Annotated in this window: 12 protein-coding genes and 1 pseudogene; 7 read left to right on the top strand and 6 right to left on the bottom strand. The window is 63.8% G+C overall.

Features of this window, described 5'->3' with window-relative positions:
- Positions 1-139 (top strand): annotated as a pseudogene (locus tag F6S12_RS16245) (shikimate 5-dehydrogenase); the annotation flags it as partial.
- A 101-nt stretch (positions 140-240) separates the two neighbouring features.
- Here F6S12_RS16245 and F6S12_RS16240 read toward each other — a convergent pair.
- Together F6S12_RS16240 and F6S12_RS16235 are read right to left on the bottom strand one after the other, a co-directional pair.
- Positions 241-891 carry a YceH family protein gene (locus F6S12_RS16240; RefSeq protein WP_019092845.1) on the bottom strand — a complete coding sequence of 217 codons (651 nt, stop codon included), beginning with the start codon at positions 889-891 and terminating at the stop codon, positions 241-243.
- Positions 892-1,112: 221 nt separating this feature from the next.
- The gene (locus tag F6S12_RS16235) at positions 1,113-3,632 is read right to left on the bottom strand and encodes a flavin-containing monooxygenase (RefSeq protein ID WP_315869096.1); all 2,520 of its coding nucleotides are present in this window, start codon (positions 3,630-3,632) and stop codon (positions 1,113-1,115) included.
- A gap of 177 nt (positions 3,633-3,809) precedes the next feature.
- Between F6S12_RS16235 and F6S12_RS16230 the strand changes: the two genes are divergently transcribed.
- Positions 3,810-4,832: an AraC family transcriptional regulator gene (locus F6S12_RS16230; RefSeq protein ID WP_019092847.1), complete on the top strand. Its 1,023-nt coding sequence runs from the start codon at positions 3,810-3,812 to the stop codon at positions 4,830-4,832.
- A 72-nt stretch (positions 4,833-4,904) separates the two neighbouring features.
- The gene (locus tag F6S12_RS16225; protein ID WP_011062285.1) at positions 4,905-5,414 is read left to right on the top strand and encodes a DUF1993 family protein; all 510 of its coding nucleotides are present in this window, start codon (positions 4,905-4,907) and stop codon (positions 5,412-5,414) included.
- A gap of 63 nt (positions 5,415-5,477) precedes the next feature.
- Here the strand turns inward: F6S12_RS16225 and sstT are convergent, their stop codons facing one another.
- On the bottom strand, positions 5,478-6,707 hold the full coding sequence (sstT, locus tag F6S12_RS16220) for a serine/threonine transporter SstT (RefSeq protein ID WP_011062284.1): 1,230 nt from the start codon (positions 6,705-6,707) through the stop codon (positions 5,478-5,480).
- A gap of 341 nt (positions 6,708-7,048) precedes the next feature.
- Here sstT and F6S12_RS16215 point away from each other — a divergent pair, with 341 nt between their 5' ends.
- Positions 7,049-8,206: an MFS transporter gene (locus tag F6S12_RS16215; protein WP_019092848.1), complete on the top strand. Its 1,158-nt coding sequence runs from the start codon at positions 7,049-7,051 to the stop codon at positions 8,204-8,206.
- Here the strand turns inward: F6S12_RS16215 and nhaR are convergent, their stop codons facing one another.
- Entirely contained in the window at positions 8,207-9,112 is a 906-nt protein-coding gene (gene nhaR / locus F6S12_RS16210; RefSeq protein ID WP_011062282.1) for a transcriptional activator NhaR, read from the bottom strand. It lies immediately after the preceding gene.
- A 134-nt stretch (positions 9,113-9,246) separates the two neighbouring features.
- Here nhaR and F6S12_RS16205 point away from each other — a divergent pair, with 134 nt between their 5' ends.
- Entirely contained in the window at positions 9,247-9,498 is a 252-nt protein-coding gene (locus tag F6S12_RS16205; RefSeq protein WP_011062281.1) for a hypothetical protein, read from the top strand.
- 30 nt (positions 9,499-9,528) lie between these two features.
- The gene (locus tag F6S12_RS16200; protein ID WP_011062280.1) at positions 9,529-10,284 is read left to right on the top strand and encodes a TerC family protein; all 756 of its coding nucleotides are present in this window, start codon (positions 9,529-9,531) and stop codon (positions 10,282-10,284) included.
- A gap of 79 nt (positions 10,285-10,363) precedes the next feature.
- Here the strand turns inward: F6S12_RS16200 and F6S12_RS16195 are convergent, their stop codons facing one another.
- A complete protein-coding gene (locus F6S12_RS16195; RefSeq protein WP_015636351.1) occupies positions 10,364-10,534 on the bottom strand; it encodes a hypothetical protein in 171 nt (56 codons plus the stop codon).
- A gap of 222 nt (positions 10,535-10,756) precedes the next feature.
- Between F6S12_RS16195 and F6S12_RS16190 the strand changes: the two genes are divergently transcribed.
- On the top strand, positions 10,757-11,431 hold the full coding sequence (locus F6S12_RS16190) for a peptidase C39 family protein (RefSeq protein ID WP_011062278.1): 675 nt from the start codon (positions 10,757-10,759) through the stop codon (positions 11,429-11,431).
- 53 nt (positions 11,432-11,484) lie between these two features.
- Here F6S12_RS16190 and pbpG read toward each other — a convergent pair whose 3' ends face one another.
- Complete coding sequence (pbpG, locus tag F6S12_RS16185) at positions 11,485-12,423, bottom strand: D-alanyl-D-alanine endopeptidase (RefSeq protein WP_315869095.1); 939 nt, start codon at positions 12,421-12,423, stop codon at positions 11,485-11,487.
- Positions 12,424-12,540 lie beyond the last annotated feature (117 nt).

The raw sequence follows: 12,540 nt of genomic DNA, 5'->3' as shown, positions 1-12,540 counted from the left end.
GGCCCGGGCCGAGGGCAAGCAGGTCATCACCGGGCTGGAAGTGATTGCCATCCAGGCGCTGGAGCAGTTCGTGCTTTATACCGGGGTGCGCCCGAGCGAAGAGCAGTTCCAGAAGGCTGTGGCCTTCGCCCGCCCCTGAGCCCGAAACCCTGTCGCCGCTGCCGCAGGCCGCGACAAGGCCAGCAGGGCCCTGAAGCCCCCTTCGAGGTCGATCGCAGCCTGCGGCAGTGGCTCCGGGGTTCAGCCTTCGAGTTGGGCCAGGCGCTCTTCCAGGGCAGCGATCCGCGCTTCCAGTTCTTCGATGCGTTCCACTGAAACCGCGCCGCCGGCGCTGCGCTCAACCGGGTTGCTGCGGGCGGCGAGGATTGCCTCGATGTCCGCCGGGTCACCCAGGGCGTGGGTATAACGGTCTTCGCGCTGGCCGGCCTGCCGCGGAATGTGCAGGGCCAGGCCCCGGGCAATCAGGCGTTCGAGCTGGTGCAGGACCTGTTCGCTGTCTTCGAAATCATGCATGCGCCCGCTACGGGTCAGCAGTTCGTTGACCGTCTGCGGGCCACGCAGGAACATCAGGCCGCACAGGATCAGTTGCGCCGGCACCAGTTCCAGGGCCTTGTCCAGGCGCTGTTCCCAGCGGTCGGCGCGGCTGCCCATCACCAGGCGGGTGAAGCCCTGGGCTTCGAGGGCACGCAGGCTTTGCCCGACCTGGCCCTGGGTCAGGTTCATCACCGGTTCGCGGCTGGTTTTCTGATTGCAGGCAATCACCAGGGCGTTGAGGGTCAGGGGATAGGTTTCCGGGCTGGTGGCCTGCTTTTCGATCAACGAACCCAGGATGCGGATATCGGTACTGCTCAAGCGCAGTGCTTCACCGGGTGTGTCGTGCTCGCTGCTCATAAGTGCTGGTCCCTTGGTCACTGATGGATGGATCGTGAAAAAAAACGCCACCGGGCGCTGGAACAGCGTCCGGGTTTTCTGCGTGGCCGGGTCGGCCACTTTCGAGGGGCTCTGTTTTACCTCCAGAACCCGGATCTTGCCATCAGAACTTGGCGCGGCCCGCGCCGGCGCCGGTTGACCGGGCCGCCCCCGCCACCATGCTTTGGGCGAGGGCGGCCGGTTCAGCTGGGTTGCGGATCTGTTGCAGGCTGTGTCGTACGGGGTGAGTCGGCTGCCTGCGGGGTTTGGCCCGCGGTCTCCAGGCACTGGCGGGCAAACCGGGCGAGGCCCAGCAGGGCGTTTCTCGCGGAGCGCAGGTAGAACGCCTGCAACTGGAACACGTGCCAGCGGCCCTGGTGGATTTCCAACTGGCAAGCCACCCCGGACTGCCTGGCACGCTCAGCCAGGCGCGTGGAGTCGGATAGCAGCAGTTCCTGGTCGCCCACCTGGATCAGCATCGGTGGCAAGCCGCGCAGGTCTGCTTCCAGGGGGCGGTGGCTCAGTGCTTGAACGGGCGCTGCGTAGGCCTTGAGGGCTTGCTCCAGCCAGTCGCGGCGGATCATCGGGTCGGCCTCCTGGCGCGATTGCATGCTGGCGCCGCCCAGGTCCGGATCGGTGACCGGCGACAGCAGCATCAGCCCGGCGGCAATCTCGTCACCACGCTCCTTCAGGGCCAGGGCCAGGGCCAGCACCAGGGCGCCGCCGGCGGAGTCGCCGGCAATCAGCAGCTTGTCCGCCGGGCAAAGCTGGGCGCGGATCGCGTCGTAGCAGGCCAGGCAATCCTCCAGCGCGGCGGGGTAGGGGTGTTCCGGGGCCAGCCGGTAGTCCGGCACCCACACCGCGCAGCCGCTGTCCCTGGCCAGGCGGCTGGTGACGCTGTAGTGAGAGCGCGGGCTGCCCAGGCAGAAGGCGCCACCGTGCAGGTAGAGAATCACCCCCTTGGGCGCCCTGGTTCCGGGTTCGACAATCTGCAACGAGAGCCCGTCCAGCTGCATGCTCCGGCGGTTCACGCCCAGGCAGCCGGGCATCAGCCATGACAACCGGTCGACGATCTTGCGCTGGCTGGCCAGGGCTCGGGGCGGGCCGATCAAGGCCCTGAAACTGACCCGCAGGAAAACCCGCAGGAAGGCTGCGTTGGCCCGCTCCAACCAGTCCCGGGGGGCGGCTATGCGTTGCCCGTCGCAGGCTGGGGATTGGGTGTCCAGCGGGCTGGACAGGCGATAGGCCGCCAGCCCGGCATAGCGCGCCAGCCAGCGGTAGGACCAGGTGAAGCCTGGCCAGTTGGTGCTGTTGTGCCCCCGTTCGTCGACATACCAGCTCTTGCAGCCGCTCCACACCGAAGTGGCCAGGCGGCGCTGGATGCCCAGTTGAAAGCGCTGGTGGCGCTGCTCGTCCACTTCCACATGGCTGGCGCCGCTGTCCAGCAGGGCCTGGCGGGCCTGCATGACGTGGGAAATCTGGCTTTCCAGCATATGGATGATGGAGTTGTGGCCCAGGTTGGTGTTGGGCCCGTAGAGCATGAAGAAGTTGGGAAAACCCGGCACGCTGATGCCCAGGTAGGCCGCCGCGCCACCTTGCCAGGCCTGGTTCAGGTCGAGCCCGTCGCGTCCGGTGATGCGCATGGGCGAGAGGAACTCGGTGGCGGCGAAACCGGTGCCATAGATGATCGCGTCCACGGCGTGTTCCTCGCCGTCCAGGGTTTCGATGCCGTGCTCGGTGATCTGCCGGATGCCTCGGGTCAGCAGGTGCACATGGGGCTGGTCGAAGGTCTTGAGGTAGTCGTTGGACAGCAGGATGCGCTTGCAGCCGATGGGGTAGTCCGGGGTCATCTGGCGGCGCAGTTCGGGGCTGGCGACCGAGGTGTGCAGCAGCTTCTTGAACGGGCCACCGACCACCCATTTGGTCAGGCCCTGCAGGCGCGTGAAGCCCAAAGCCCGGGATTCGAAGTGCAGGTAGTGGGCCGCACGCACCAGCTTCATCTTCCAGGGTTGGCGCAGGAAGCGCTGCTTTTCCTCGGCACTGTAGGGGCGGTCGGCCTTGGGCATGATGTAGGCCGGTGAGCGTTGGAAGACCTTGAGTTCGGCCACCTGCCTGGCAACCTCCGGGACGAACTGGATGGCCGAGGCGCCGGTGCCGATCACCGCCACCCGCTTGCCCGCCAGGGGATAGTCATGATCCCAGTGGGCGGAGTGGAAGACCCGGCCGCGGAAGCTGGCCATGCCCGGCAGGTCGGGCAGGGCCGGGCGGCTCAACTGGCCGGTGGCGCTGATCAGCAGGCGGGCGGCATGGCGCTGGCCATCGGCGCAGGTGACATGCCAGCAGGCATTGGCGGTATCGAATTCGGCATGGCGCACCTCGGCGCCGAAGCGGATATGGGGTGTGAGCTCATAGACGCCGGCACAATGTTGCAGGTAACCATGGATTTCTGCCTGGGGCGCGAACACCCGGGACCAGTGCGGGTTGGGTTCGAAGGAAAACGAATACAGGTGCGAGGGCACGTCGCAGGCAGCGCCGGGATAGCTGTTGTCGCGCCAGACGCCGCCCACGTCCTGGCCTTTTTCAAGAATGACGAAACGGTGCACGCCCGCCTTGCGCAGGGCGATGGCCATGCCCAGGCCGCCAAAGCCGCTGCCGATGATGATGGCCTCCAGCGGTGTGGCCGAGTCGGGGGCGGGGTGTGTAGCAGGTGCGAATTCGCGCATGACGACCTCGTTGTTATTGTTGTGCGGCGCAGGGTTGATGCTCCCGGGGCCACTTCCTTGTTTCTGCGGTGCAGCCCCGATCAGTGAAGCATGCGGGGAATAAACCGTGGACCCCATGCTGTAACGGGACAAGTGCTTTAGTATTTGGGCCAACACCTTTCTTCACGAGCCGCGCCCATGAGCACTCAGTCGTTCACCCGGGGACCGTCCAGCGCCTTGCTGCTGCTCGGTTTCGGCTGCGAAAAGGGCTTGGCGCCAGCGCGGTTGCTGGCCGGTTGCGGGCTGTCCCGGGAGCAGTTGCAAAACCCCAACAGCCTGCTGTCGGCGGCCCAGGAGTTGCGCCTGGCCAGTAACCTGCTGGCGCTGCTCGGCCAGCCCCGGGGCCTGGGGTATGCAGTGGGGGCGCGTTATCACTTCTCCACCTATGGCCTGTTCGGCTACGGCCTGATCAGCAGCGCCACCCCGGCGGATGCCCTGGCCCTGGCCTTGCGCTTCCTGCCGCTGACCTATGCCTTTGCCGAGATCGGTTACCGGCTGGAGCCGGGGCTTGGGGTGCTGACCTTTGCCGAGCCTCGGGTGGCGGACCCCTTGTTGGCGCAGTTCCTGTTACAGCGGGACATGGCGGCCGCCGCGACGCTGATGCAGGAAATAGTCGGTGCGGATTTTCGCCTGCTGCGTTTCGGTCGCAGTGTCAGCCCTGAGCTGGAAGGGGACGAGCCGGCGCAGATTCTCGGGGTGCCCGCCGACTATCGGGCCGACGCCAATACCCTGGCCTTCGACCGGCGTTTCCTGCACCGGCCCTTGCCCCAGGCCAACCCGCTGACGGTGGCCATGTGCGAGCAGATGTGCGCGCAGTTGCTGGAGCGGCGACAGGCCCATCAGGGGGTTGCCGCGCTGGTCCGCCAGCACCTGGATGCCCTGCCGGCGGCAAGCGTACCGGACTTGCCGGCCATGGCCCGGCTGCTGTGCACCAGCGTGCGGACCTTGAAGCGACGCTTGCAGGAGGAGGGCACCTGCTATCGGCAGGTACTGGCCGGGCATCGAGGCGCCCGGGCCCTGGAGTTGCTGGGCAATCCGCGGCTGAGCCTGTCCCAGGTTGCCGAAAGGCTTGGCTTCAGTGACCTGTCGAGTTTTTCCCAGAGCTTCAAGCGCTGGTTCGGCGTGGCCCCCAGCGTGTATCGCCAGGAGCGCTGCGGATAAAGGCCCCGTGCTGGCGTGCTGTGGCTATAATCGCTGCTCGCTGTATTCCCGCCATTCCCTGTCGAGACTGTCATGACTATTTCCCTGTACGCCGCTTCCGTTCCTGTCTTCAAGCAAATGCTCAATGCCTTGAGCGACGTGCTGCACAAGGCCGAAGCCCACGCCACGGCGAAGAACATCGAGCCCAACGCCCTGCTGCAGGCGCGCCTGTACCCGGACATGTTCCCGCTGGTGCGCCAGGTGCAGATCGCCGTGGACTTCGCCAAGGGCGTATCGGCGCGCCTGGCCGAAGTCGAGCTGCCCAAGTACGACGACACTGAAACCACCTTCGCCGACCTGCAGGCGCTGATCGCCAAGGTCCTGGCCTTTATCGACGGCATCCAGCCGGCGCAGATCGATGGCAAGGAAGGCATCGAGATCGTGACCCGTCCGGGCACCCCGAAAGAGAAGCGCTTCAGTGGCCAGTCCTACCTGCTGACCTACGGCCTGCCGCAGTTCTTCTTCCACGTCACCACCACCTACGCAATCCTGCGTCACAACGGTGTGGAAGTGGGCAAGCGCGACTACATGGGCGCGTTCTAAACCCCAGGCGATAAAAAAGCCCGGCCAGGTTGACCCTGGCCGGGCTTTTTTGTGGCCGTTGGATCAGGCGGCTTGCGCCTTGTCTTCCTGGGCCATGCACGCGGCGGCGGTGAAGAGTACGTCGGTGGAGGAATTCAGCGCGGTTTCCGCCGAATCCTGCAGCACGCCGATGATGAAGCCTACGGCCACCACCTGCATGGCGATTTCGCTGGGAATGCCGAACAGGCTGCAGGCCAGGGGAATCAGCAGCAGCGAGCCGCCGGCCACGCCGGAAGCACCGCAGGCGCAGATGGCCGCGACCACGCTGAGCAGCACGGCGGTGGGCAGGTCGACGGCGATACCGAGGGTGTGCACGGCGGCCAGGGTCAGCACGGTAATGGTGATTGCCGCGCCGGCCATGTTGATGGTGGCGCCCAGCGGGATCGACACCGAGTAGGTGTCTTCATGCAGGCCCAGGCGCTTGCTCAGTTCCAGGTTGACTGGAATGTTGGCCGCCGAGCTGCGGGTGAAGAAGGCGGTGATGCCACTTTCGCGCAGGCAGGTCAGCACCAGCGGGAAGGGATTGCGGCGGATCTTCCAGAACACGATCAGCGGGTTCATCACCAGGGCCACGAACAGCATGCAGCCGATCAGGACCGCCAGCAGGTGCAGGTAGCCGAGCAGGGCGTTGAAGCCCGAGGTGGCCAGGGTCGAGGCCACCAGGCCGAAGATCCCCAGGGGCGCGAAGCGGATCACTACGCGCACGATGACGGTCACCCCGTTGGACAGGTCATCGAGCACGGTGCGGGTGGTCTCGCCGGCATGGCGGATGGCCACGCCCATGCCAATGGCCCAGGCCAGGATGCCGATGAAGTTGGCGTTCATCAGGGCGCTGACCGGGTTGTCCACCACGCTCAGCAGCAGGCTTTGCAGCACCTCGGTGATCCCGCCGGGCGCGCTGATGGCCACGTCATGGGTGGACAGCACCAGGGCGGAAGGAAACAGGCTGCTGGCGATCACCGCGACCACGGCGGCGGCGAAGGTGCCCAGCAGGTAGAGCACCAGGATCGGCCGGATATGGGTTTCCTGGCCGTGCTTGTGGTTGGCGATGGAGGCCATCACCAGCACGAACACCAGGATCGGGGCCACGGCCTTGAGCGCCGAGACGAATACCTTGCCGATAAAGGTGGTGGATTTCGCCACCTCCGGTGCCAGCAGTGCCAGGGCGATACCGGCGATCAGGCCGATAACGATCTGCGTGACCAGGCTCAGGCGTTTGAGGGAATGCAGAAAGGAAGGGGGTGAAGCGCTCATAGCGGTATCTCTGTTTTTTTTAATGTGCGGAGCCTGCCGGTCGCCAGCGCCGGTGGTTGAACCGCCAGGCACAGACGCAGTCTGAAAAGGCGACGGGCGATCGAGACGTTTGAAGGGTAGACGAACTCGACAGGGCCTGTTTTCAGCAGGGGGCGGACTTTATCACAGCAGGCCGGGGTTACCGCGTCGATGTGACGATCTGCCACTTGCCCCTTGCAGAGCCGTGCACGCGGTGGTTGCCCGGAGCCGGGCGCACTCTGTTAAGATTCGCCATCCCCTTTTTCTATCCAGTCAGCGGGCCCTTCGGGCTGTCGCTGCTGTCGCTGTTTCTGGAGTTCTGCATGCTGTTGCCCATCCTGCTGTTGTCGGCCGCCGGTTTTACCGTGCTGACCACGGAGTTCATCATCGTCGGCCTGTTGCCGTCGATTGCCCGCGACCTGCAGGTCAGCGTGTCCCAGGCCGGGCTGCTGGTGACCCTGTTCGCCTTTACCGTGGCTGCCTTCGGGCCATTTCTGACCGCCTACTTCGCGCGTTTTCCCCGCAAGAAGCTGTTTATCAGCGTGCTGGTGATGTTCGGCCTGGCCAATACCCTGGCGGCGCTGGCGCCGAACATCTGGGTGATGTCCCTGGCGCGGCTGGTGCCGGCCCTGGGGTTGCCGGTGTTCTGGGCCCTGGCCAGCGAGACGGCGGTGGACATCGTCGGCCCGGACTACGCCGGGCGGGCGATTGCCAAGATCGGCTTCGGCATTGTCTGCGCCACGGTGTTCGGGATTCCCGTGGGCACCCTGATTGCCGATGCGTTCGGCTGGCGCAGCGCCTTCGGCATCCTGGCGGTGGTGGCGTTCGCCAAGGCCCTGTTGCTGTTTATCTACCTGCCGCAAACCCGCCAGCACAACGAGCAGGTGAGCCTGCGGGCGCAGTTTCGCATCCTGCGCAGCCCGCTGATGCAAGGGCATGTGCTGCTGTCGATCCTGGTATTTAGCGGCATGTTCACTGCCTACACCTACCTGGCGGACATACTCGAGCGCCTGGCCGGGTTCGACGGTGCGCTGGTGGGCTGGTGCCTGATGGGCTTTGGCGCGGTGGGCCTGATCGGCAATTCCCTGGGCGGCCGGGCGGTGGACCGTCACCCGTTGATCGCCTCCATGGTGTTCTGCGCACTGATGATTGGCGGCATGGTAGCCCTGGTGCCGAGCATTCATTCGACCCTGGGGTTGGCAGCGGCCATGGCCATCTGGGGCGTGACCCAGGCGGCGATGTTCCTGGTGAGCCATGTGCGCTTGATCAAGGCGGCTCCCCAGGCGCCGGCCTTCGCCGCTTCGTTGAACATTGCCGGGGCCAACCTGGGCATTGGCCTGGGGGCAATGGTCGGCGGCCGGGTGATCGATACCCTGGGCCTGGGCAGCCTGGGGTTCGCGGCCTCGGGTTTCATTCTGCTGTCGATCGCCCTGGCGCTGCTGCTGATGAAGCTCAAAGCGCCGAGTGCCTGCGCTTCCTGATCAGAGATTGAGGGGCGTGAACAATTCTCGTCGCGCCCCTTCGGTAATGGCCACGATGCCGGGGTGCTTGACCTTGCGCTCCACGGAAATGGCGTAGAACGACTCGGCCACGGCATCGGTCTGGCCAATCAGTTGCACTCCGTACTGGTGCATGACCTCGTCGGCAATCACGCTGGGGGCGATGAAGATTCCACTGCCGGATTGGCCAAAGGCCTGCATCAGGGCGCTGTCGTCGAATTCACCGATGATCCGTGGCTGCAACTGTTGCTCGGCGAACCAGCGCAGCAGGCGGCTGCGGACCACGGTTTCCTGCCCGGGAATCAGCAGTGGTGCGCCGTGCAGGCCCCGGGGGAAGTCAGCGCCGTGCCGCCGCGCCAGCTCCTCGGTGGCGAAGAAACTGATGCCGCATTCCCCGAGCTTCTGGCTGTAGCCCTTGATGTCCAGGTGCGAGGGCATCGGGCTGTCGGAAATCACCAGGTCCAAGCGCTGGATGGCCAGGTCCGCCAGCAGGCGTTCGAGCTTGTCTTCGCGGCAGGTCAGGCGGATCGGCTCGCTGAGCTCCATGGTCGGGGCGATCAGGCGATAGACGATGGACTTGGGCACCACATCCGCCACGCCGACCCGGAACTGGATCTGCTGTTCGTCGGGGCGGGCGCGGAGCATGGCTTCCAGCTCGCCCCCGAGCTGGAACATCTGCTCGGCGTAGGGCAGGGCCTGGCGTCCGGCTTCGGTCAGCTCCAACTGGCGGCCAACCCGGCGAAACAATTCGATGCCGTAAGTCTGTTCCAGCAGGCTGATCTGGCCGCTGATGGTTTGCGGGGTCAGGTTCAACTGGTCGCAGGCGCGGACGATGCTGCCGGTCTTGGCCACAACCCAGAAATAATGCAGCTGGCGGTAGTTGAGCATGGGCACATTCAGTTCGTAAAAAGCGAAGTATAACTGCTAAAAAAACGAATTTTCCTGAAGTATCACTCTCCTTAGAATGCCTCGCTATCGCCGGGGCCCTACTTGGTCCCGTCCGTTCTATCGAGGAATACGGCATGTCTTTCAAAACCTTGGGCGCAGCGTCGCTGCTGGCCCTGTCTATGCTGACCCTGGCGGGTTGTGACCAGGCGGAAAAAAGCGCGCAGCAGATGCTGGGCAAGGCGGCGGAGTCGGCCAAGCAGGCCATCGACGATACCCACAAAGCGGCAGAACAGGCGCTCAGCGATGCGACTCAGAGCGTGACCGGCAAGGAAAAGCCAGAGGACGACAGCGAGAAGAAACCAGCGCCTGCGTCCCAGGAAATCTGATCTTTCATACAACCGAGTCAGGATTGACCCATGGATTACCTTTTACAGCTCGCTGCAAGCCCCACCGCCTGGGTCGCCCTGGCCACCCTGGTGGTGATGGAGATCGTGCTTGGCATCGATAACCTGATCTTTATCTCCATCCTCACCAACAAGTTGCCGCAAAAGCACCGGGCCAAGGCACGACGCATCGGTATCGGCATGGCCTTGATCCTGCGCCTGGCGCTGCTCAGTACCATTGCGTTCATCGTCCAGCTCACTGAGCCGGTGATTGAAGTGATGGGGCAGAGTTTCTCCTGGAAGGACATGATCCTGATTGCCGGTGGCCTGTTCCTGGTGTGGAAAGCCACCACGGAAATCCACCACAGCATGGACCCTGAACCTGAGCAGGCCAAGAACGAGACTCCGGGCGTGGCTATCGGCTTTGCGGCAGCGATCGGTCAGATCCTGTTGCTGGACATGGTGTTCTCCATCGACAGCATCATTACTGCAGTCGGCATGACCGAGCATTTGCCGATCATGATCATTGCCGTGGTGGTATCGGTGCTGGTGATGCTGCTGGCGGCCGAACCGCTGGCCAAGTTCATCAATGACAACCCGACCGTGGTGATGCTGGCCCTGGGCTTCTTGATCATGATCGGCATGACCCTGATCGCCGAAGGTTTCGGCGCCCATGTGCCCAAGGGCTATGTGTATGCGGCGATGGCCTTCTCGGCGGCCATTGAGAGTCTCAACATGCTGGCCCGCCGGGCCCGGCAGAAGCGTCAGGCGGCCCATAGCGACGCTTGATCCACAGCCATGACTGGCGGCCGCCTGTACTCCTTGGAGTCAGGCGGCCGCTTTGTTTCAGGGGTAGGGGAAACCTTGATCAGTGGGCAGCGGCAGGACGCCGGGCGCTCTTTCCAGCCTTGATGGCGGGGGCTGCTTGCGGGGGCTGATGGTGGTGGCGGCGGGTGATGCGCAGCACGCCCCAGAGCATAGCGGCGGCTACCGCCAGCCAGCCGAGGATCAGCATCAGGATGGTCGTTGTCAGGCTCATAAGTGCCTCCTTGATGCCCCGTGCGGGGCACACACTCTTAACAATCGACAGTCTAGTAGCCTATGTGTTTCAAGCTATTGACCAATAGTCGAGAGTCTTCGAACACTTCGCTCTATGGTTTTCAATTAACTGGCGCCTAACGCTATACCCTTGCCCGCGGGCACCCTATTATCAGGGCCCCAGCCGGAGGCGGGTCGCCCGGTGTCTGAATAGAGAGCAAAGATGGTGCGGGTATTTCCTCGGTTTCGAGTGGCGCTGCTGGCCAGCGCCTGTGTCTTGGCCCTGGCCGGTTGTGCCGGTAGCGTGCAGCCTGACATCCAGCGCCTGCCGGAACGTGTCGAACTCAACAGCGTGCCGTCTTTCCGTGGCCAGATGTACCAGAGCGGCCCAGGTGCACTGGCCAGCATGCTGTCGCAGCAGGGCGTGGTGATTACGCCCGGTTTGCTGGACAAGCCATTGCATCTGCCGGGTGCCGAGGCGCAGTTGCAGCAGAACATGCAGAACCTGGCGCGTGAATACGGCATGGTCGTCTATCCCCTGGATAACCAATTGTCGGCGTTGCTGACGCAGGTGGCGGCGGGTTACCCGGTGCTGGTGCGCTTTACCGAGGGTTCGACATTCTGGGCTGAGCCGCGCTATGCCGTACTGGCCGGCTACAACCGCGACAAGCAGACAGTGCTGTTGCGTGGGGCGAAAAGCCGTCGGCAACTGATGAGCTTCAGCGAGTTCGAGTCATCCTGGAAGAGTGCCGGCAGCTTTGCGGTATTGATCCAGGCCCCCAACCAGTTGCCGGCCAAGGTGGATCGCCAGCGTTGGTTGAAAGCCGTCAATGAATTGGCCCAGGCCGGCCAGGAGCAGGCGGCAGCCCGGGCGAGCAAGGCACTGGACAGTCATTGAGTGTGCTACAGACAACAACGGCGCCTGAGGGCGCCGTTGTTTTTTGCCGGGTATCAGTGTGAGGCCTGGGGAGCGGCGACCTGACGGTTCTTCAGGTTCTTGTCCGCTTTGTAGCGCAGGGCGACGTCCGGTACCGAGCCGCTCTTACCGGTTTCGACCCAATTGCGGATGCGGCTGGCATCGGCGAAGTGGGTGTATTTGCCGAAGGCATCGAGAATCACCAGCGCTACCGGGCGATTACCCATGCTGGTGACCAGCACCAGGCAGTGGCCGGCCTGGTTGGTAAAGCCGGTCTTGGTGATCTTGATGTCCCATTTTTCCTTGTTCACCAGATGGTCGGTATTACGGAAGCCCAGGGTGTAGTTGGGCTTGCGAAAGGCTACGGTCTTTTCCTTGGTGGTACTCAGTTCGCTGAGCAGCGGGTACTTGCGCGAAGCCACCAGCAACTTGCTCAGGTCACGGGCGGTGGAAACGTTGTGGATCGACAGGCCTGTAGGCTCCACGTAGCGGGTGTGGGTCATGCCCAGGGACTTGGCCTTGGCGTTCATTGCTGCGATGAACGCCGCGTAGCCGCCCGGGTAGTGATGGGCCAGGCTGGCGGCAGCGCGGTTTTCCGAAGACATCAGGGCGATCAGCAGGGTGTCCCGGCGGCTCAGCTCACTGTTGAGCTTGACCCGGGAGAACACCCCTTTCATTTCCGGGGTATCGCTGATGTTCATGGAGATGTATTCGTCCAGGGGCAGCTTGGCGTCCAGGACCACCACGGCGGTCATCAGCTTGGTCACCGAGGCGATGGGGACTATCACGTCCGGGTTGCTGGAATAGATGACTTTGTTGGTCTGCAGATCCAGCAGCAGGGCGCTGCCGGACGCGATATGCAATTGTGAAGTGTCTCTTGGCGCCGCGGTGGTTTCGCTGGCGTCGACGCTGTGCGCGATCAGTGTGCCGGACACAGCAAACAACAAGCTGAGAATGGAGAGACGAATTTTCACGCGGGCGGACTCGATAAAGAATGGATATGCCGTTGGGTAACGGGCTTTCTGGGAAAAACGTTACATTTTATGAGTATGTGCCAGAAACTTGCTACGCGCCTTTAACTACTGGCTCCT

The organism is Pseudomonas sp. JV245A, from assembly GCF_032424515.1.
Taxonomy (GTDB): domain Bacteria; phylum Pseudomonadota; class Gammaproteobacteria; order Pseudomonadales; family Pseudomonadaceae; genus Aquipseudomonas; species Aquipseudomonas protegens.
The sequence above is the reverse complement of the archived record's forward strand: the minus strand, read 5'-3'. Positions and strand labels throughout refer to the sequence as shown.